General features: G+C 38.4%; 21 protein-coding genes and 1 pseudogene. 6 read left to right on the forward strand and 16 right to left on the reverse strand.

Annotated elements, in window-relative coordinates; genetic code table 11:
- Window positions 1-72 precede the first annotated feature (72 nt).
- The 8 genes from JBW_RS21315 to JBW_RS21355 all read right to left on the reverse strand — a co-directional run bounded on the left by JBW_RS21315 (window position 73) and on the right by JBW_RS21355 (window position 7,226).
- Window positions 73-348, reverse strand: a complete 276-nt coding sequence (locus tag JBW_RS21315) for a hypothetical protein (RefSeq protein ID WP_007960134.1) — start codon at window positions 346-348, stop codon at window positions 73-75.
- 167 nt (window positions 349-515) lie between these two features.
- Window positions 516-1,844 (reverse strand): hypothetical protein, encoded by a 1,329-nt coding sequence (locus JBW_RS21325; protein ID WP_007960130.1) that lies wholly within the window; start codon window positions 1,842-1,844, stop codon window positions 516-518.
- A complete protein-coding gene (locus JBW_RS21330; protein WP_007960128.1) occupies window positions 1,841-2,098 on the reverse strand; it encodes a hypothetical protein in 258 nt (85 codons plus the stop codon). Before JBW_RS21330 ends, JBW_RS21325 begins: the two co-directional genes overlap by 4 nt.
- Window positions 2,099-2,639: 541 nt before the next feature.
- Window positions 2,640-3,956 (reverse strand): amidohydrolase, encoded by a 1,317-nt coding sequence (locus tag JBW_RS21335; RefSeq protein WP_007960126.1) that lies wholly within the window; start codon window positions 3,954-3,956, stop codon window positions 2,640-2,642.
- Window positions 3,957-3,985: 29 nt separating this feature from the next.
- Window positions 3,986-4,438, reverse strand: a complete 453-nt coding sequence (locus tag JBW_RS21340) for a hypothetical protein (RefSeq protein ID WP_007960124.1) — start codon at window positions 4,436-4,438, stop codon at window positions 3,986-3,988.
- Window positions 4,438-5,232: a DUF3100 domain-containing protein gene (locus JBW_RS21345; RefSeq protein WP_007960123.1), complete on the reverse strand. Its 795-nt coding sequence runs from the start codon at window positions 5,230-5,232 to the stop codon at window positions 4,438-4,440. Before JBW_RS21345 ends, JBW_RS21340 begins: the two co-directional genes overlap by 1 nt.
- A 214-nt stretch (window positions 5,233-5,446) precedes the next feature.
- Window positions 5,447-6,772, reverse strand: a complete 1,326-nt coding sequence (locus JBW_RS21350) for a hypothetical protein (protein WP_007960122.1) — start codon at window positions 6,770-6,772, stop codon at window positions 5,447-5,449.
- 244 nt (window positions 6,773-7,016) lie between these two features.
- Window positions 7,017-7,226 (reverse strand): CopZ family metallochaperone, encoded by a 210-nt coding sequence (locus JBW_RS21355; protein ID WP_007960120.1) that lies wholly within the window; start codon window positions 7,224-7,226, stop codon window positions 7,017-7,019.
- A gap of 645 nt (window positions 7,227-7,871) precedes the next feature.
- On the opposite strand from JBW_RS21355, the gene JBW_RS21360 reads away from it, so the two are divergent.
- The gene (locus tag JBW_RS21360; protein WP_007960119.1) at window positions 7,872-8,216 is read left to right on the forward strand and encodes a hypothetical protein; all 345 of its coding nucleotides are present in this window, start codon (window positions 7,872-7,874) and stop codon (window positions 8,214-8,216) included.
- A gap of 79 nt (window positions 8,217-8,295) precedes the next feature.
- On the opposite strand, the gene JBW_RS24490 is transcribed toward JBW_RS21360, so the two are convergent.
- The 7 genes from JBW_RS24490 to JBW_RS21395 form a co-directional block, all read right to left on the reverse strand.
- Entirely contained in the window at window positions 8,296-9,108 is an 813-nt protein-coding gene (locus JBW_RS24490) for an HAD-IIA family hydrolase (protein ID WP_007960118.1), read from the reverse strand.
- Complete coding sequence (locus JBW_RS24495; protein WP_007960117.1) at window positions 9,109-10,488, reverse strand: sn-glycerol-1-phosphate dehydrogenase; 1,380 nt, start codon at window positions 10,486-10,488, stop codon at window positions 9,109-9,111. It lies immediately after the preceding gene.
- Window positions 10,489-10,626: 138 nt separating this feature from the next.
- Complete coding sequence (locus JBW_RS21375) at window positions 10,627-11,442, reverse strand: PTS system mannose/fructose/sorbose family transporter subunit IID (RefSeq protein ID WP_007932914.1); 816 nt, start codon at window positions 11,440-11,442, stop codon at window positions 10,627-10,629.
- 21 nt (window positions 11,443-11,463) lie between these two features.
- Entirely contained in the window at window positions 11,464-12,225 is a 762-nt protein-coding gene (locus JBW_RS21380) for a PTS mannose/fructose/sorbose/N-acetylgalactosamine transporter subunit IIC (protein ID WP_007960116.1), read from the reverse strand.
- Window positions 12,226-12,326: 101 nt separating this feature from the next.
- Window positions 12,327-12,800 (reverse strand): PTS system mannose/fructose/N-acetylgalactosamine-transporter subunit IIB, encoded by a 474-nt coding sequence (locus JBW_RS21385; protein ID WP_007960115.1) that lies wholly within the window; start codon window positions 12,798-12,800, stop codon window positions 12,327-12,329.
- 15 nt (window positions 12,801-12,815) lie between these two features.
- Window positions 12,816-13,238 carry a PTS sugar transporter subunit IIA gene (locus tag JBW_RS21390; RefSeq protein WP_007960114.1) on the reverse strand — a complete coding sequence of 141 codons (423 nt, stop codon included), beginning with the start codon at window positions 13,236-13,238 and terminating at the stop codon, window positions 12,816-12,818.
- Window positions 13,239-13,789: 551 nt separating this feature from the next.
- Window positions 13,790-16,453 (reverse strand): sigma-54-dependent transcriptional regulator, encoded by a 2,664-nt coding sequence (locus JBW_RS21395; protein WP_007960112.1) that lies wholly within the window; start codon window positions 16,451-16,453, stop codon window positions 13,790-13,792.
- Window positions 16,454-16,764: 311 nt separating this feature from the next.
- Between JBW_RS21395 and JBW_RS21400 the strand changes: the two genes are divergently transcribed.
- The 5 genes from JBW_RS21400 (at window position 16,765) to JBW_RS25490 (ending at window position 20,503) form a co-directional block, all read left to right on the forward strand.
- The gene (locus tag JBW_RS21400) at window positions 16,765-17,397 is read left to right on the forward strand and encodes a TetR/AcrR family transcriptional regulator (protein ID WP_007960110.1); all 633 of its coding nucleotides are present in this window, start codon (window positions 16,765-16,767) and stop codon (window positions 17,395-17,397) included.
- Window positions 17,398-17,542: 145 nt separating this feature from the next.
- Window positions 17,543-17,764 (forward strand): hypothetical protein, encoded by a 222-nt coding sequence (locus JBW_RS21405; RefSeq protein WP_007960109.1) that lies wholly within the window; start codon window positions 17,543-17,545, stop codon window positions 17,762-17,764.
- A gap of 130 nt (window positions 17,765-17,894) precedes the next feature.
- A complete protein-coding gene (locus JBW_RS21410; protein WP_007960108.1) occupies window positions 17,895-18,377 on the forward strand; it encodes an LptA/OstA family protein in 483 nt (160 codons plus the stop codon).
- 100 nt (window positions 18,378-18,477) lie between these two features.
- Window positions 18,478-19,794 carry a lipase family protein gene (locus tag JBW_RS21415; RefSeq protein WP_235334091.1) on the forward strand — a complete coding sequence of 439 codons (1,317 nt, stop codon included), beginning with the start codon at window positions 18,478-18,480 and terminating at the stop codon, window positions 19,792-19,794.
- 532 nt (window positions 19,795-20,326) lie between these two features.
- Complete coding sequence (locus JBW_RS25490) at window positions 20,327-20,503, forward strand: hypothetical protein (RefSeq protein WP_007960106.1); 177 nt, start codon at window positions 20,327-20,329, stop codon at window positions 20,501-20,503.
- Window positions 20,504-20,718: 215 nt separating this feature from the next.
- Here JBW_RS25490 and JBW_RS26265 read toward each other — a convergent pair.
- Window positions 20,719-20,874: pseudogene (locus JBW_RS26265) on the reverse strand (hypothetical protein); the annotation flags it as partial.
- Between the last annotated feature and the right edge of the window lie 211 nt (window positions 20,875-21,085).

Consider the following 21,085-nt stretch of genomic DNA (forward strand, 5'->3'; position numbering starts at 1 on the left):
TTTTTAAAAACATAATGGAAATGACAGCATCTCGTGAGATGCTGCCACCAATTGTTAATAAGTATATATGGTTTAATAAAATAATTCTTGCACTAATTCTTCTGCTTTGCCCATTTCACTCAATAATGGATTATCATAATCACTATAACTATCCAGATATGCTCTTACTCCACCTAATATATATAGATTATCCTTATTAGCTTCATTACATTCGAGTAAATTGAGAGCATTAATATATCGTTTGTGTATTAATTCTAACACGCCCTTCTCCTCATTTATTTTATATTTTTCTTCAAGGTACTTAATAACTTCTTTTACTTGCTTTTTTAATTCATCCTTATTACTCATAATATCCTCCTAGTTAGATGGTATAACATGTATCTCCTTTATCCATTCTAATGACCAATTCTTGGGTAATAGTACTTGATCTACTTGTCCTTCCAATTTAGCTCCAGATTTGGTGTATTGTTCAGCTACCTTACCTATATTCAATATTTGTCCTTTAGGTATTATAATCACAGCTTCATACATTCTTGTATTTCCCCATACTGGCAACAATGCAGCATCAATTTTTGCTTGTATTCTATTGCTTGTTCGCAATGTTGTCGCAAAAGCCCACCCGCATCAGCTCTGCCACCAAACGTACGGTATAAAGTAACATTTTCATTAGTTACAACTGTTCTGTAGTTTCCATCTGTAAAAGATTTGGCTATCCCTTCTGCCAAATCCTCTTTTTTAATTCCCTTAACTTTGCCTTCAATCCTGGTTAAGTATTTAGCATTACCAAGCCCCTCAGAAATCTTACCTATTCCCCTGAGCGACCTAAGCATACTAACTCCTTCTCCGATGACTGCGCCTCCTGGAATAACTACTAAAGAATCCAAGAAGTCCCCAAATGGCTGGTTCCTTTCTTGTCGCCTCTTCTCACTATATTCTCGTTGAGATGCAGCTTCCCTTTTTAATTTTTCAAAAAAATTATCTATTCCCTCAAAGTACTTACTTCTGCCTTCCATCCTTTGTACTTCAGTCTGAGTATATGTTCCTGCATTGCTAACTTCCACTAAAGTGTAACAATCTCTTCCACAGAAACCGACAAATTCATAAGATTTCGATTGAACAAAATCTTCAATCAGTTTTAAGTATATTAATAATATCCCCAAATTTCCTGATGAAAAAAGTTGCCAATAACTTTTTTCTAATTCTGTAGAATATTTATTTTTCAGACGAATACTGCGCAAATATTGGGCAAATTCGATTTGATTTTGCGTTAGTAAATAATCTTCAGAAGGTGTTAACCTAGCTAAATTTGTTAAGTCGACATCAATACCCATTTTCCCTGGAACGGCAATATCAGTAGTTATGTTATCTCCAGTGTGAGATAGCTGCATATCTTGGCAAATAAAGTCATTCCATATTCGGCTACTAGCTTTTCCATTAGTTGTAACAATTAATTCAAATGGTACATTTAATCCAACTTTAAGAAGCATTAGCTTTATAACATCTTTTGGCAAATACATATCTGAAATCAAGATATCACCAGGTTTCACCTTTTTAATATTCTCGACAATTGGTATTGCTTGTTCTATTTCTGTATTTATTTCAAGTTCCTTTAACCTAGCTCCAATAGAAGGATCAACTTTGTAACTGCTAATTATTTCTTCGTAAATATCATCTATGGTATAAGTTTCACACTTTCTTGCTGCGACACATTGTTCTGATTGAATACGGGCTTTTGCGAATCCCGTCATTCTAGTCTCTTGTTCTACTATATGGAAAATACCGTAGGGATGTATGCATCGTCTAGCAATCAAAGTATCAAATACATCCCATGAATGATTTATCATGTATATATCCCCTCCTCCTGGGACAATAAACTTGTCCCCACGTCGCCATAAACCGTATTGCGGTAAAAATCCCGCAAGGCCGCGTAATCGGCCGCCGGCAGAGCCGTCCATTTCAGAGTAAAGATTTGGGGTAACCGGGTAAACTTGACCCGGGAAATGACCAGCCCGTTTTCCATTTCAGATTGCAGCGAGGGGTCTTTGATTTTGGTGGTAAACGGATATACTGGCTGTTGAATATTTGGAAATTGTGCCATTGTTTTTGCCGCCTTTGTTTTCTGAAGATTAGAGTTTAGAACCTAATAGCATCATGGGCCACATAGTCAACATCATCTACGAAACACGTACAGACGTCTTATCTTATGGATGTTGGAACTACCTTCAGCTCCCTGGGGTTCGCTCAGGATAGCAATTAAATTGGTATAACTGACATCCTAAACAACGTTAGGAGTTATTCGATCAAGAAACCACCAGTTGAATTTCTTTCCTGTGCTAAGCCGATTTTTAGACTTTCACCTTTGTTTCTGCAAAAAATAATAAATGAAATCCAATGGTTGAAAGGTCTTTGAATTTAGATTTGTTCTTCTATTATTTATCCGTACAAATTAACCCAAAAAGGTATAGGTGCTTATACAATATTTTTGAACACTCCTCAGCTATTGATATATCATTCAAGAAGTCTTCCATCTTATATAATTAAAATAAAAAAAGAACCTATAGAAATAGACTCTTATTAGTGTCCATTCTGTAGGTTCCATTTTAAATTATCTCTTTATGCCAGACTTGTGCCAAACTTTTTTAATCCGCTTGGTTAAAGGAATTTAAAAATTCCACATATTTTTCTTTGGTTAGCAATGGTTTATAATCATGCAATATGTTCTCTGCTGCTTCGCCATCGCCATACAATAGGTCAATAATCGTCATCGCCAGTGCCTGAGCGGACTTTATATAAGCCGCGTGAACATCAGTCACAATATATTCCTTACTATGCAACGCACCTGATACACAAGCAAGCCAAGGATGTATCGTCGGCATAATGTGAGAAAGATCACCGGTGTCGGTGCTGCCAGCTTCATGCGTCCCGTCAATCACCTGGGGTTGTCCGTATAACACTTCCGCATTGCCTCTAAATACTTGATTCAGATCCTGGTTATTATACATTGGCAAATAACCGGGTAAACTTTGAATAGAAACTTCAGCACCTACTGCATCCCCACCGGCGCGCAAGGCACGGTCAATCTTTCCATTGCTTTCTTGCAGTGCCTCCATAGTGGCAGCACGAACATAACTTTCCATGCGCACATCTTCGGGTATTACGTTGACTAAATCACCACCTTGGGTAATGATCGGATGAAACCGCACATAATCTTCTTCACGAAAAGTCTCCCGCTGGGCATTGACTCCCATTATGCCTAACATGGCTGCATTCAAAGCATTAATTCCTTCTGAAGGCGCCATTGCGGCATGAGCAGCTTTACCTCGATACTTAACCAATTTGCCGATAAATCCATTACTGGTACTGCCAAGACGGATGAAACTATCGACCTGGGTATTAGTGAGTAAATGAATCTGCAGGGCCATATCAATATCATCAAAAGCCCCCAGGTGAATCAATTCCTGCTTACCGCCAAGATACGTGATTTTACCTTCTTCACGAAGCTTATTGCGATAGGAAATCTCAACATATTCTTCTGCCGGAACAGCGAAAAGCACTACATCTCCAGCTAAGTATTCCATGGCACCTGTTTCCAGTAAGGCTCTGCCTACAGCCATCAATATTGCAATCTGAACGTTATGACCACAGCAATGAGCAGCCCCACTTAACGGATCTGCGCCAGGATGGGCAGCGCAAGTAACAGCATCAAGCTCACCTAGTATAGCAACCGTACGGTTCGATTTTTTACCTTTGAGACGTCCCTTGACACCAGTAAGTGCCAATCCTTTTTCATAAGATACACCTAATGTACGAAATATTTCTTCTACCTTGGAAGCAGTCTTCGTTTCTTTAAAACCTAGCTCTGGTTCTTTATAGATAGACTCTCCCAACGCAAAGATTTGTTCTTTACTTGCTTCTATTGCCTGACAAATCTTTTGTTTTAATTCTTCCTTTTTCATCGTCTACCTCCAGCACCATTTTTTTTATATTAAATCGCGCCTTCCCATTTTAGGACAAATTGGGCAATAATCGCAGCAAATAAAAAAGTCCCCGTCATCACAGCCAATGTTACCGGTACGATTTTCCAAGATAACTTTTTAAATAACTCAATATCTTTCCCCAATGATAAGCCGGCATAGGCCAAGATAGGAGTAGTAACGGCTAAAAATTGTACCTTTTTTGTTATTTGGATCACCCATGCACTGCCGGGAAAGCTTGGGAGAGAAATAATAATGGCAACAATGGAAATCCAAAAAACCATAGGCAATTTATTCAGTCCAGGCACTTGGCTGATAGCCATTCCAATAAGACCAATCACAATAATTACAAGAACACCTAATAGGGAACTATACCAATCTACTTGATAACCAATGACATTACCAACTGCCATAAGCAATCCTGATAGTATCATGGCAACGGTCATATTCTGCAATTTATTCATTATACCTTCTCCTTTGCAGTCTCTTTATCGCTCTGAAACTTGCTTAAAAAATTATACAGTTTGGTCGCCAGTGGTAAAGAAAAAAAGAGACTTACATAAATGCCCAAGATAGTAGACATTAAGTTCGCTGCCCCTGCATAGGCCCGAATTTGTTGTTCCATATCCGGATAGGCTGCAATAATGGAACCAACTGAAGCCGCCATCATGCTACCGCTGCCTACACCTGACCCCATAGCCAATGCATAGGGATGAAGAATTCCCAATTTGGCAACAACCCCTGTTAAAATCGACAGCCATACTGCGCCAACTAGCGTTCCACAGATATACGTGGCCATTACACCCCGTCCTTCTGGCGAATCAAGTCCGTACTTCTCTGCAATAATGGCAATATTGGGTTCTCTCGCAACAGAATACGTAGCGCCAATGGATTCTCTCCCCATCCTTAAAAATACAGCAATTGGCAAGCCTAATATAACCGTGCCGAAAAAATGACCGATTTCTTGAAGGAGCAGCGCTCCTTTCGAATGAAACAACAAGGATAAATTCGGTCCAATATCCAAGCCAATTTTAACGATTAAAAGCATCATAGCAATGGGCAAGATCCCAGCAGCCACTTCCATTTGCTTTGTTGATAGAATCTTAAATTTAGGAAAACTGATGATGCCGCCAAGTACCAATGCATGCAACAGCGGCAGCAAAATAATGAGACCATACTTTATAATTCCAAGGTTCTCTGACATAACAACAATAATAAGTACTAAAAGATGAATTTTCCAATTACGCAAAATATCCACTACATCACTCCCAAATTATTTTTAGAAATTTGTTTTTATGATATTTTTTCTTTTGCAAATCACCTCTTTTATTTAAGGAATATATACGGTACTTTTCCTAAAATAATTATATAACAGCATGATTAGAAACAGCAAGTACCTTTGTATGTCTTCAATTGTTCTAAATGGAAAATAAGAGAATACCATGCAAAAAGCATATGGTATTCTCGACGAATCAATGTTTTTCATTTTTATACGAGGCTATTTGGTACAGTTTGTTTGGCCGCCCTCTTGCTGCTGCATACTCCTCGCCAACCTGCTCAACTAATCCAGCTTCACAGAGACTTGTTATAATCCTTCGAACATTCCGCTCGGTAACTGACATCTGAGCAGCCATTTGAGAATTTGAAAAAGAACCCCACCCCATACGCTGTACAATGCTTTCAATTTTGCGGTACGTCTTGATTCCCACACTCACTTTATTTAGCTTTTTCAGCAAATCCGTGTCATTCGAATAAAATTCATAACTTAATGCTTTATTATATTTAACTACCTCAACCATTTTTCCATCATCCTGCACAATTACAACGCGTGCTCCTTTTTGTTCTCTCGTGTTCCGAAGTGCTCGATGAGCGTTGATTTCACCAGCAAAAACTGTTTCGCCAAAACCAATGCCAGCGGTGATAGGAACATCGATGTTTACTGCCAATATTAATTGCTCAATTGTATCTTGCAGCATATTTATTTCCCGCTGCACCGCCCCGCGAGAGCTAAAAATTTCATATACGCCCGTTCCTTTATCCAACAGATAGCCATCCAAACTCTTACAAAGAGGCAATAATATTGCCTTTAGCCTTAACTCCAAGATCTGCAGATCATAGGGAGTCTTCGCTCTTTCGATAATCTTCCCATAATTGCCAACTTCAATAATCACTAGTCCTACTTGAGTATTCTTGAAATAAGATGACTGCACTTTCTCAATAATAATTTTGAGAGATTGATAAATTTCCTGCTCACTTAATGTAAAGTGATAGACTGGAACGCCTTCTTTTTGCAATGCATTCATAACACTGCGCAAGGCCGTTATCACTCCATCAATTTTACCCGCCCGCCACAATTGAAGATGAAACTGAATAATCTCTTCCGGGTCATATTGGCGGCTGTAATACTTAATGAAAACATCACTCCATGGTATTCCCGTAGCACGAAGTAACTGCTCTATATCTACTTCGGATTCAATAAAATCAACAGAAATACGTTCTAAAACCACTTTGTGGGCAAAGGCCATTTGCAGACAGCAGAGGTAGAATCCTCCACCCATTGTTTGGCAATAAGCTACCGTATCATTAGACTCTATATACTCCTGTGCAATGATATAGGGAACGGGACCAGAAAAAAGCCAGCCTTTCACCTTACTGCGATGTTCATGCAAAATACTTTGTATTTCCATCTCATCGTCGTAAGGAAAAGGTATACATTCAACTTCTTGACTATAATCTGCAGCTACCTCCAAAATTCGCTCCACAGTACGCTCGGGGCCAACGATGCCAATTCTATGCATAGATGATTACTCCTATCTTTTCTTTTACATATGTAAATTCGTAATAATTGAATGTTCAGAGTCTTTTCGAGTCAGAATGTTGCTCTTCTTACTTTTCAAGTCTTTGTGCTTTATTTAAGATAATCATACCATAGAAAGAGCAGAATTTCCCCTAAGCCTTTCTGCATTCCAAAAGAAATACCCTATAAAGTAGACATCTCCTTGTCTACTTTATAGGGTATTTCCCTCTAGGTTATGAATAGCATTATGCAACTACATCAAAACCTACTTCTTCTATCGCTTGATGAAGGGCGGTAAGCTCTGCAGACCCAGTCACTACCGCTTCTTTTTTCTCTAAATTAACAGCAGCACTCGTAACTCCTGCAACCTCTTTAAGAGCCTTCTCGACGGCTGCCTTACAATGTCCGCAAGACATACCCTCGATTTTTATTACGATTTTACCCGTTTGACCCATTTCTATTCACCTCCTCTTTCTCATCATGCCATACCCCGGTATAGTATGTTGTATTAAAAAGTATATAACAATCTTTTTATCCAGTCAAGACTATGCATAGACCTAACACTTTACCTCTCTCAACCTTTTGTAATCACTACCGATAACTTCCGCTTTCAGAATAGCTTTTTCTATATCTTTTCTTAACTCCTCTTCCTTTTCCCTATCCAGACCCACTCGCTTCAAATCCACAGCTCTTGCAATTTCTGTAATTTTTTCTGGAAGATTGTCTGTAATTCCGAGCTGATCAAGACTTATAGGGAGTCCTATTCATCAATTTGATTTACAAGTTTTTCTACTTCAGCATCAGATTTGTCTTCTAAAATCAGTTTAACGATCAGTCCAAATATCACTCTCTCGCCATGAAGGCTGTCTCGCGCCTCCGGGAAATGGGTAAGGCTGTTGTCTTCTCTCCTTAAAACATTTTTATTGCCTTCTACAGCATAACTTCCTCTTTGGCTTATCTATTTCCTTTTAAGTACCACTATTATTTGCAATATTGATTATTTATATTAGGAAGATTCATCTGAATTTATACACGTTACATATTAGAATTGCGTAATATACATAAGGGGAAAGCCAAATATATGTAAAGGAGAAAAATGTATGAAATTTCGAAAAGAAGACTTTGTTGACTGTGTCGGATCAGTAACTATAGTAACAGATGACCGTATTATATTTCAGGGACAGATAAAAAGAGTTGAAGATCGTTATTGCAAGCAGGAATGGCCGAAGGTAGAAGTGAAAGCAAAATTGGAAGATGAGCCTGAATTTATTGTACTGTCACTATCTTGCGAACCTGCAATAATAAGAGATAACGCCACAATACAGACCATAAATCCCGAACTATTTCGAGAAGGTGATATTGTTAGAATCAATGTAGATGAAATTATCGCTATTGGTCCAAGCAATGGTTGTATTGATGACGCTGATGTTGCGAAAGAGGAATAAAAAATATTAAAGTTTGTGAGAAAAGCACCCTTCAGGGTGCTTTCTTATTGCAAAAAATAAACTACGCAATGGATCAGAATTACGCAAAATAGGCTTTTAATTCTTTTAGTGAATCAAATATTAAAGTTGGATGTATCTCAGACTTCTGCAAATCTCCTAACTTAGTTTCACCTGATAAAACCAGAATCGTCACCAAGTCATTTCCTTTGCCAAGTGCAATATCCGTATATAATCGATCGCCAACCACAGCAATTTCCTCTTCTTTGAAACCTGTATCTTTCAAAATATACTGCAAGGTATGAGTTGTCGGCTTACCAAAGTATTCTGGTGAAATCCCAGTAGAAGCTGTAATCATGGCGCATATGGACCCGCAATCGGGAATAAAGCCATCCTCCGTTGGACAATTAAAATCAGGATGAACCCCTAAGAAAATCGCCCCTGCGCGAATAAACTTACAAGCCTTGGATACCTTCTCATAAGCTAAGGTTGTATCAAAACCTACAACTACTACATCCGGGTCTTCTTCTACTAAATGTATATTGGAATTTTGAAAGTCACTTGTTAAATATTCATTTCCCAATAGAAATACTTTTTTCCCTGGCATTGCTTCTTGCAGATGACGGATAATGACATGATTTGAAATCAACATCGCATTCTCTTTTACATCATAGCCCATATGATGAATTTTATTGATATAGAACTTTGCATTTTGTGAAGAATTATTGGTAAAAAATTTAAAAGCAATCTTATTTTTTTCTAGTGTTTCTAAGAATTCAATGGCACCATCTAATAATTTACCACCTAAATATACCGTTCCGTCTAAATCCAGAATAAAGCATTTTACCTTATGTAAAATATCTTGTGCTTTGCCTTTCATTACCTTTCCATTCATTTATACTTCTTCCTTCTTTAAGTAATCATAAACCTCATGAGCAAATTCCTCTAAAAGTCCAAGGTCAGATAAGAAATTAAGGATGGTATATCTTGTCCGAACTTCTTTCGCCATCAGGATACCATTGATGACATGTTGTTCATCAATGCCAACTTCCCTGGGACGACTTGCTCCTCCAGCATGTTTAAGGATGGCTGTAATCTCTCTTGCCGAAGGTACAGTTTTAGCAATATCGATAATTTCATTCATATTTTCTTGAATGGTATGAATCCTTGCAATTTTCTTGGCTATAGAGTTTCGTTGCTCTTTTTCATTGATATGAATAATTTCCTGGGCAGCTTTTTGATAGAGTCTTTCAACACTTTTTTTCCATTGATCCTGATCAAATGAATTGGCTTTGCTAATAGCGTCGTCAAAATCAATCGTTGATTGGGCTAATAGTTCACTTAACTTTGCCGTAATTACGGCAGCGATCCCTACCTTTGTGCCATGGAGTACAGCCTTCTTATGTTCAAATAAAAACATCATCTCCCAATAATGGGCTAAATGATGCTCTGAACCGGATGCGGGTCTTGAATTGCCGACAAAGCTCATGGCAATCCCCGTCATTACCAGGGCTTCCATCAAGTTTTTAATAGCACCTTCGTCCCTGCTTTTTATTCCTTCTACGTTATTGATACATTTTGTCATAGATTCTGTAACCATTTTTACGACTACATCGCAATAATATTCACCATTAATCACTTTACCCAATTTCCAATCGGTTAAAGCTGAATATTTTCCAACAATATCACCAAAACCTGCAATAATCATATTCATGGGTGCTTGCTTTAATATAGTAATATCTCCAATGATGGCTTTGGGGCAGACGCATTCAAAGGAGGTTTTAAGATTATCAACAATTAAGGCGGCGCCAGTGGAAGCAAAGCCATCCATGGAGGGGGCCGTTGCTACAATAATAGTTGGAATGCTGATTTTGTGACTGACAAACTTAGCTAAATCATTGAGTGTACCTGTGCCAATGGTAACAATTACATCTGTATCCTTTTCCACTTGAATCAATAATGCGCCTACGGTTGCTTCGTCAGGAACCAGTTCTCCCTCTCCTTGAAATACAAATTTTTTGTATGCAAAGTTTGCTTGCCTTAAGACTGCTTCTACCTGCTTGCCAGCGACTTCATCAGTGTGAAGATCAGCAATGACTAATGCTTTTTTATATTGAAATTGTCTTAAACATTCAGGCAGTTTATCAATCCCATCCTTTTCGATTAGGATACGATCAATCGCAACGCGATGAGCTTCTTTGCATTCGCAATGTATGTCATTGCCTAAAAAATCTTCTATTTCTAAACGCTCAATCCTATCTAGTGTTATATTCATCTTTGCTGCTCCCTTATCACCAAATTTCCTTTTAAAACATATAAACGAATCGAACCACAAAGACACAAAGTACACAAAGGGTTCTATTTATATTTGTACCTTTGTGGTTGATAAATTCTATAAGAAACATTATAGCTCTTAAAATATACCTAAAATTCCTGTAACAGCACCTAAGGCTATTAAGATACCCATTAGCTTAATAGGAGAAACGCCCTTTTTGACCATCGAAAGAACAATTAAGGTTAACGCCAGCGGGATCAATCCTGGCATGAGTTTATCAAGTAAATCGGTCTGTAAGTTAAATTTCACTTGACCTACATCGAAACTAATTAAGGTTTGCAGGGGAATAAACCGACCTACCAGCCCTCCCATGACAAGAGTTCCTAAAATCGATGCACCTTCAATTACTTTATTAATCATACCGCCTTCTAAAATTTGCTCCACTGCCTTCTTGCCATAGGTATAGCCATTCATCCACATGGTAAGTTGAATGGTTGTCATAATAGCGAATTGAGCAATTAAGAAAATGATGGGACCTGCAAGATTTTGATTATTGGTAATGCCAATACAGATCGCAAGCATAATGGGAGTAATAATTCCTTGCGTTAATGTATCCCCAATACCTGCTAAAGGTCCCATTAAACCAGTTTTAATCCCATTGAAAGCTCCATCAGTAATAGGCTTGCCATTGGCTTTTTCCTCTTCCATGGCAATCGTAATCCCATGAATCACAGCGCCGCATATTGGCTCTGTATTGAAAAAGGATAAATGCCGCTGTACTGCTGCCTTGGCATCTTCTTTATCAGGATATAGTTTTTCAATAACAGGCAGCATGGAATGGGCAAATGCAGTAGCTTGCATTCTTTCATAATTATAGTTGGATTGGGCAAACATATACCATCGAAACCAAGATTTAAGCACATCATTCTTCGTTAATGTCTTTGCAGTTTGCATGCTAACTTACCTCCTTCAAATTTATACGTTGACATCTTTTCTACTGGAATAGCGTATGGAAGTTACTGTCAGGGCTAACACAACACCCATAATGGCAATAATCAATATGTCCTGTTTGAAATATACGGATAAAATAACACCTAAGACAAAAAATGGCATGGTAAAGGAATTGCCAATTAATTTCAAATTCATTGCGATACCCAGAGCAGGCAGCATGGCACCAATTACCGTAAACACATGCAGTACGCTAGGGCTCATCACTCGCAGCATTCCTGATACAGCATCCGGTCCATAGAATACTACCAAGGTGGCAGGAATAAAACTAACTAAGAATAGCAAAATCTGAGGAGGAAATACATTGATAAAGGCTAACCGCCTTAAATTGCCTTTTTCAACCTCTTTATCCGCCCAATGAACAAAAAAGGAATTCACCGTCATTTTAGCAATCCAGAGCACCGTTGCAATGGTTCCTAAGGGTACTGATATCGCCATGGCAGTGGCTACATCCAGGTTAGAAACTAAAGCAAGAGCCGTTCCAACGTATCCTGCAAAGGAAGGGTCACCCATTTGGGCACCACCGGCTGAAATAAAACCCAAATAAATAACATTGATGCCCGCACCAATTAATGCTCCTTCCAAGGGCTGCCCTAAAATGATACCGGTAATAAATCCAGCTACCAGCGGTCGATTAAAGGTAAAGAAACCAACATAGGTAAACCAGGGACTCCATGAAAGATAATAAAAGACACCGATTAACGCAGCCTGTAAAAAAGAGATGTGCATACTTTTTTCCTCCTTTATTTTGTGTTACTCTCGCCAAAATGATCCTATAGACGTAAACAGTCAAAGGATGAGTATAAGATAAGCATCATATACTTTGAAGATTAAATCATAGTTGCCATTGGCATTTTATTTGCATCAGGAACAATTTGTACAAAAACATCCACGCCAAGAGTCAATAGTTCTTTAAATATCGCTTTTTCTTCTGCCGATATCGAAATATTTCTGTAGAGCTGCTTTCTGCCCTGTGTTGCTCCCATACCGCCTAGATTTAAGTCGGCAATGTTAACTCCAGCCTTTATAAGACCAAGTACGGTTTTGGGCGTCTTAACTAAAATAATAACTCTTTCGCCAGTATCTTCTCCTGCTAGTGTTACAGCGGCATCCTGAGTATTAAAAATATCTACTTTTATAGAAGATGGTGCCGCCATCTTTAACACTTTTACCATAAAAGAATCTTCGGCTACCTCATCATCCACGACAATAATTCGATCTGCTTTGGTGATTTTTGTCCAGGCTGTAATCACCTGACCATGTATTAATCGGTCATCAATTCGAGTCAGAACAATATGTAACATAACATCCACCTCTTCTTACTTATTAGTTTCATCAAAACGTTCAATTTCTTTAAAAAGTTCTCTGATTCCCGTGATACCTGTCTGGATACATACATTCGTTAACTCATCTAATCCATAGGACTCTCTCATACTAAAAGCCTCAATGATCATTGGTAAACTGAAACCAGCAATACACCTAAAGTTACTGGTAATGGTGCTGCTCGCTTTGGCAGTATTGTTATAGGGACTCGCGCCAAATAAATCGGCAAATACCAGCACCCCCATTCCTGTATCTAATGCTTGGATGGCTGCATTGACCTTCTCGCAAAACGCTTCAATACTATCTCCGCGATAACATCCCAGCGCCAATGCCTTTTCCTGCTTCCCCAAAATTAGTTGAGCAGTTTGTAAAGCTGCTTCACCAAAATTTTCATGGGTTACTACTAAAATTCCAATCATTAAAATCCTCCTTTCTTTGTACTAAGTATTATTGCAACTCCTATGCCAACTATGTGTCTCATTACCTGCCAGTCAGATGACAAACAACCTATAGTCTAGGATATAAAGGCAGAGTTGCTACATAAATTAAAATTTAACCTTTGGGCGCATTCCCTTTTTAAGAATGTGTCTTAAAATGTGTCTTAGTCATATTTCATAGAATGTGTCTCAAAATCCAAGACACATCATTATAAGAAAAACACTTCGCACCCTTTAAAACATATAGAACAAATCGAACCACAAAGACGCAAAGGACACAAAGGGTTTTATCAGTGGCATTGTGCCTTTGTGGTTCATAAAAGCTTATATTTTTTATCTACAAAGCGTTTTTTGTCATTATCAAGAAAAGTTCCTTAAAAAAGGGCATCGGATATCTTTTCTGACACTCCTGTGATTTATTTCATGACCGTTTCTCACTAATGCTCGCAAAATGACAGGTAAATGAATACTCCTTAAGAATGAAAAGAAGCTCAAGAGTTTACATTTCTCTTAAGCTTCTTTGCGCTATTCTTTCAGTTCGATAGGATATTGAAATGCCCATCCATCATTTCAACGACATAGGCTAATTCAGTATTGGGAATCTCAATGCCAAATGCCTCTTCCACGATAATGAACGTATCTTTAATCGTCTTGAAAAGAGATTCCTTGGACTCCTTAATATGCAAGAAATTTGTATAAGGTAAGGGTTCATTTCTTATGATTCTTTCAATCATGCAAGAACAATGAAATAAGAATTTGATCCTGATGCTTTCATCAATAACTCCATTACAGGTATCTGCAACCTTTTCTAATACTTCATTGAGTAATCTTGATGCTTTCCCTACGTTTAAGAACGTGAGAATTTCTTCTAGCATAGCAATAGCACGCTCTTGATAAATAATGGGTGAGTAACCAAATTCTACTGGTGAGTTATCCACTTTTATTCTGCCGCCAATTAACGGACTCATTGCCTTTACACTTTCCACCAACATATCAAGACTGATATTCGGTAACATAGCTTTTCTCGCTGCTTCGATCACCATAGGGGTACTCACCATTTTAACGACTCTTGTAGGTATGCCTGTTCTTTCTGAAATGATTTCGGAAAAGGTGGTAAGAGAACCCATATCGACTAAGAGCAGCACGCCTCGTCCCTTATTGATTTTTTTCACCCTTTCAGTTGCCTTGTTCAAAATTACTTCTACCTTTTCTTCCAAAGGCATGTCTATCGCATGAATACATTCATAACCTAGAAGGGTTTGGGCTACTTGAACCATATTGGTAGCTGTAGCATACCCATGAGTGATAACTAATACCTCAATATTTTCCTCACTCTTTTTTATATGCAGGGAGTATAGCAGCATGGCGGTAAAGGCAACTTCATCATCAGGGATATGGATTGGCAATTTCTCTTCCAGTTTATTTTTGATTCTTTCAGCAATAGCAAATTCCTGCTGATGCTCTTCATATATTTTTTTGATATTTGGATGTATGGAGATCTGCCCTAAGCGCAGCCTTTCTACAAGAGTTTCCATATGTAAGGCTAGACTGTATATTACTTTACTATCAAATGACAATCCCATAGCCTCTTTTGATTCTGCCAAAGATTCCTCAATGATATTGACAATCTCGGGAGTAACGATTTTTGCCAGAACTTCTTTTTCTAACAATAGATTATGATCTTGGCTTGCAGAAAAAGAATCGTGAAAGCGATTTTGGATCTGCTGATTCATACGTTCTCTAATTTCATTTACAGAAAGACCCTTTTCTAGAAATTTCTGCGCACTTCTAAGGATTACATCATAAAAGTCCTCTTCGGTTTTATAATCGTCATACAAGAGCACGTTTTTTAGACTTGCATGTAAGTCTTCCTTTGCACCATTAAATGTGATAGATTCGAAATCGTTTAAATTAAAAACTTTTGCTATTTCCTGCCTCTTATTATCAATGGTGAAAACTCCTTCTTTTAAGCGCTGTGAGAGCTGAGATAGTTTTATATGCACATCACTTTGCTGCTCAGTGACATATTCTACAAATGCATTGGCACACATAAGTTGGATATCATTTTTTAATTGTCCTATATTACCTGGGCATTTGTAAATCAGCAATACTTTTAGGACCTCTTTTGATACCGTTACAGGTATTTTAATTTTGACAGACTCTTCTCTAAAAAACTGACAGATAAGGGTCATTCGTCCTTTCAATGAACGCTCTGCTAAACTAGGAAGCATAATAATTACCGGAATTCTTCTTAGCAGCGTACCAAGGATCACTTTCTTAGGATCTTCAGTCGTAGCGGCAATGATCAGTATGTCAGCCTTACGGGTATTTTCCGATTCCCCCAAGCGACGATAACTGCCTCTATCCATCAATGAAAACAGCATTTCTTGTCCCTCTGGCGGCAAACGATGAACTTCATCTAAAAACAGAATTCCTCCATTTGCTTGATCCACTAATCCTTTTTTCTCAATATCTGCGCCCGTAAATGCACCTTTTACATTACCAAAAAGATGTGAAACTAACAGCTGCAGATTTTCCGCATAATCAGCACAATTAAATATGACATAGGGAGCATTGAAGGAAAATCGCCCTATCTCGATTGCATAACGATACATGATTTCCGCAAAAGTTGTCTTTCCGATTCCAGTAGGACCGATTAATAACGTATGTAATCCTTTCGGCGGATACAGAATCGCTGCCCGCGCCTGCTTTACCTGATTCTTTAAATCATCTTTAGAACCCACTATATTTGCAAAGATATCATCTTTCGGTTTTACATGATTCTCTATTAAATGATGTATCTCATTTTTATTACAAGAAAATGCCTCTTCTTTTGCATTACAAAGCAGCGATGTTCCTATTATTAACTTTCTAAAATCAGTATCATTTTTAATAATTGGATCTTTTATCATGATCTTTGCATTTGCTTCCAGCCAAATTCGATCCAGATAACGCACAGGTTTACCTAAGATTTTAATAACCCTTCCCTCAGCCACAAGGCTATTTAGCTCCGTGCTAACATTATTCCTGGAAATGTTTAGCTTCTCTGATAAAAGGGTTGTTTCAAAACCGATTTTTTCTAGTACTTTATACTTGCTAATATCAATCTTCTGAGTGAGCGTTCTTAATTTAAAATAGACTTTCTCTTTTCTATGCATCTTATGTTCTAGACCATAAGATGTATCATCCTTTGACAATAGATCCCCCCCCCTTGTTCCCCATCGTCTACACAGTACTGTAAACACATTAGGAATTATCTAAAAAAACAGATAATTCACATTCCCTGTATTCCACACATTTTATCAAATCCCCTCTGTCCTGGATAAAATCAATCATTTCACATTTGTTAGGTAATAGGAGATTTCACAAAAGGGACTGTCTTACATGCTTTTGCATTTTGAGACAGTCCCTGTAATTCAAACTCTTTATTTTAAATAAAAATAAACCTTGACATCAAATTCCAGCGAAGTTTATAATTTGACTGAAATCAATTAATGAGGTGATGACCATGGCACGTCCTCCACAAGATCCCCAAATACGAATAGCCGAGATCCTGGATGCTGCCGAACCGCTGTTTTATGCCAATGGCTATCATGAAACAGCAATCAGCGACATCGTAAAAAAAATGGGAGTTGCTCAAGGAACACTCTATTATTACTTTAAATCGAAGGATGAAATATTAGAAGCACTGATCAATCGCCACATGTTCAAATTTACATCAGCATTTGCGCCGATCATTTATTCCGAAAACATTGCCCCGCCCCGAAAAATCGAATCCCTGCTACAGGCTATATTCCGTACCATTCAATATAAAGAAGGGTTATTGTTTTATTTTTTATATGATGACCGGACTTTACATCTCTTAGACAAATTATCACGCCAGGCTAAGCAGTTAGTGGCACCTTTTTTGCTGAAAATTATCGAGGAAGGGAAACAGCAAAACTATTTTCATGTTTCTAATCCCAAAGCAGCAATGAATTTAATTCAGGCTATCATTGATTGCCTGATTGATGCAATCTACGAAAAATCACCTGACGACCTACTGACCTGCCAGTTCAAGCTTGCAGAAGAGCTCATGGCAAAAGCATTAGGGATGCAAGAAGGCACGATACGTATCGTTATCAACGATTCAGAACAATGAATATAAAAAACTCCATTCAGTCAATAACTGGATGGGTAGTTTTAATTAGACTAATTTCAACACCACGAACACATTCGTTAAGCAGCTTTTGCTGTGTGCTTTCATCGACGAGCATCATTAACCTATAACTAAGGAGGTATCGCAGATGTGTAATACAATCATTCATGGCATACCCGTTGAATCAGATCCTTCCTTATCACGGGAAGAAATTAACAAGCTGGTTTGCGAAGTCATTCAATCCTGGACCTGGGAAGGCAGAAAACTGGGAAAAGTCGAGATTATACGTGATGGGCAATGGATGCAGGTCCACTCTTATGAACAACCTTTTATCCAACTTGTCCCCATGAGAGCAACATTGCAGGAGTGAATCATACAGCCATTCCATTGATTTAGTAAAGTTCAATACTAAAACAAATAGAATCTTTTTCGGGATGATCACAAGAACCAAGAAAATAACCTGCTAACAGCAGCTTAGCAGCTCGGGAGGTCAATCAAATATGAACCATAAAATTTTATTATCCCTCATCTTGCTTTCGTGTCTTTTTGTCAGCACTACAATAGCTTCCGCAGCCAAGCCTATCATCAATGCTGATACCACCTACTACGATGTAAATACCGGGCTCTATATGTTAAAGGGAAATGTATATATTGAAGTTTCCAATCGCATCATAACGGCGGGCCAGGCAAAAGTCAGCCTGAGTTCACTGGAAGTCTGGGGCTCAGACGGCATAACCCTTACACAAGATAATATTTATCTTACAGCCGGCAGCGTTTACGTATATGGCAGTCAGAAGAAGGCTATGCTTGACGGCGGCGTGACATTTAAACAGCCTAACTTAACTATAACTTCTGATACAGCAGACTTTAACTGGCGTACTAAACTAGGGATATTCAACGGGCAAGTACAGATTACCCAAGGTGATAACACCTGGTCAGCAGACTCCGTAACCTATAATATCGAAACCAATACGCTGCAATAATCTCATCAGTCTTTAACCTGCAGCGAAATAGTAGATGCCGCATTCAAACGAGTTATCCGTGTGGCGGTAATCTGAAATGAATTTGCTCCCATGGAGGCTTATGATGAAGAAGCTAGTACTGTTCTTGTTCAGTTTTACGCTATTATGGTATCCTTTTTTTGTCCACGCTGACCCAAGAGAAGACTATGAAGAAGCTTATAAACTATATATTGCCGCCGGGAACAGTGCAGCGGCTTATAGCGACCGGATTGGCGAGTTGGCTACGCGCTATTTAGCACAAGACGGTTGGCAGATTGATCATTACGTCCAAGCACAGGATCATACCGGTGCCCGCTTCCTCATTGCAAAAAAAGACCATCCAGGTGGTGCTCCAGAGTATCTTATTGCTATTGTTGGAACAGAAAAAAACAAGGATATAAAAACTGACCTAAAGGTTGACAAAATTTATTTTGCAGGTAGCAATACCAAAGAATTCACAGTCAATGCCAATAAAAAAGATATTCCCAACACAGAACCTAAGGTTCATAAAGGATTTAATAAATTTGTACAAACGATGCCGTCTGCCGTCTTGCGTAATCCCCAGCATTCCCGTCTCTCACTTCCTGATCTGCTTATGGCTGATAAAAATGCTAAAGTGTATCTTACCGGCCATAGCTTAGGTGGTGCGGCGGCAACATTGCTTGGAGCAAGGCTCCTCACTATGGGAATAAATCCGGAACAAGTTGAAGTAATTACTTTCGGCGCACCGGCCGTGGGAAATGCCGCATTTGCTGCTAAATTCGAACCGATTCTCCACCTGACACGAGTCGTCAATGCAGGCGATCCGATAACTGGCGTTCTGCAAACCTTAGTTGGCGGCTATCAGCAATTTGGTCGAGAAATTAAATGGACTTCGCCTGGCACCGTGAGTGATCCCCATAAATTGGTCAGCTATGTCGATTCTGCAATAAAAAACTATTATGATAAGCGCAGCCAGGCCGTAAAGGCCGGAATGGAACTGCCCGCCGAGCCTGCTACAAAACAGATAAACCTCGGACGCGTCTACATTGCCCCACTCCAAAATAACCTTCCTGATGGTTTAACAGCAGACTTTTGGTATATGCATGAAGCATTAAAGGATGAGTACCGAAAAATACTGCCAGACTATGTTATAGCCAATACACAGACAGCCCCTAATGCATGGCGGGAAGCCGCTGTCGCTTCCGGCTGTCGATGGGCCATTATCTCTGAGGTAAGCGCCTTTCGTGTAAAACAAGAAAGAAGTACCTATTACATAACAGTAACCCAGGCTGTGTATGATGTCGCCACCGACATGGTCGTTGACACTGCCATTTTTTCAACCGGGACATACAACCTAACTCCCCTAGAAGCATTCATCCATGCTTTCAAAGGAATAAATATCCGGCAAACTAACTAGCTCTTGGGTTACCATTGGTTTGATATCGAAATACAAATTGCTGCAAAGTTAACTACTTTGCAGCAATTTTTCATATATCTTTGCTTTTAAGATGCCAAAGTGACAGATATAAAAGATAACCACTGTGCCATTGTCTTATCCATAAACTAGTGACTGCTATTGCCATATATAATATCTATATCCAATAGCTTCCTTTATTGAAAAACTACCAGTGTCACCCACTCTATATGAATTCGCTTATTTCCCAGTTTCCCAGCTTGATGGATACTCCCATGATATAATCCGCATCTCTGTAAAAGAAAGCCGTATAATAAACCGTAATATTTTTGTCACATTTCTCAAGTATAATTAAAATCAATTTAGAATAATTGGAGGATTAACGTATGCCATCAACCTTGTTTCACATTTTCATACAATCTGACTGCTTTATCGTTCCAGATTTGATTAATTAAGCTTGTAATTTCAAAGAAATATTAAATGGAAGTTTGATACTATAAAATGGCGAATAAAGTAATTCTGTGGAGGTTTAATTGTGAAGAAGTCAGTTCAAAATTTTCAAGTAAGTGAGCTACAAATTCCCCAACGCAATATAATGAATTTAAAAATACGACAAGATAATAGTCAAAGAAATTTTGTATTGCAAAAAATACATTCTTTTTTTGTGAAAATAGATGCTTTAAATATTGAGTATATTTCTCGCAGATGGTAAGCGGGTTCTTAAGCAATCCACTAATCTGACTGAGCCCTTTGTATTGGACATTTTAGAAAAAGTCTAACACAAAAGGCTCAATTCAAATTTAGAAGACAGACGACTCTCTTGTTGATTACTGTTATAAAGTCTGGCTGCAAAGCATCATTAGGATATATATTTGTTTATATCTTCTTTAATCAGTGCAAGCAACTCATCTTGGTTCTGCTCTTTATTCAAAAAGAAATGGTCTCCAGATAACACATGTAATTGCATTTCACCTGCCCCCGATACATCTGGACTATTCCATTATTACCTTCTACAAAACTCTTGAGTTTGTCATTAAGCTCTTTGATTGCCCCCGCGATCACAGCCAAGCGTTCTTCCATGGCTTCGCGACCTACCTAGAGGGTATACGCCAGATTTGCAAGGATAAGTTCTGATTCGCTTTTCAAATTTTAATGTACTATAGTAGATATGCTCATTAATATGCAAGTACTGAATTACTCCTTCATAATCTGTTTTACTAGAAAAAAAACAGCAACATAAGGTTGCTTTAAATACATTATCTGGTCTAATTAAACCCATCTCACCAATATAAAT

Origin of the sequence: Pelosinus fermentans JBW45 (assembly GCF_000271665.2) — a bacterium.
Taxonomy (GTDB): domain Bacteria; phylum Bacillota; class Negativicutes; order DSM-13327; family DSM-13327; genus Pelosinus; species Pelosinus baikalensis.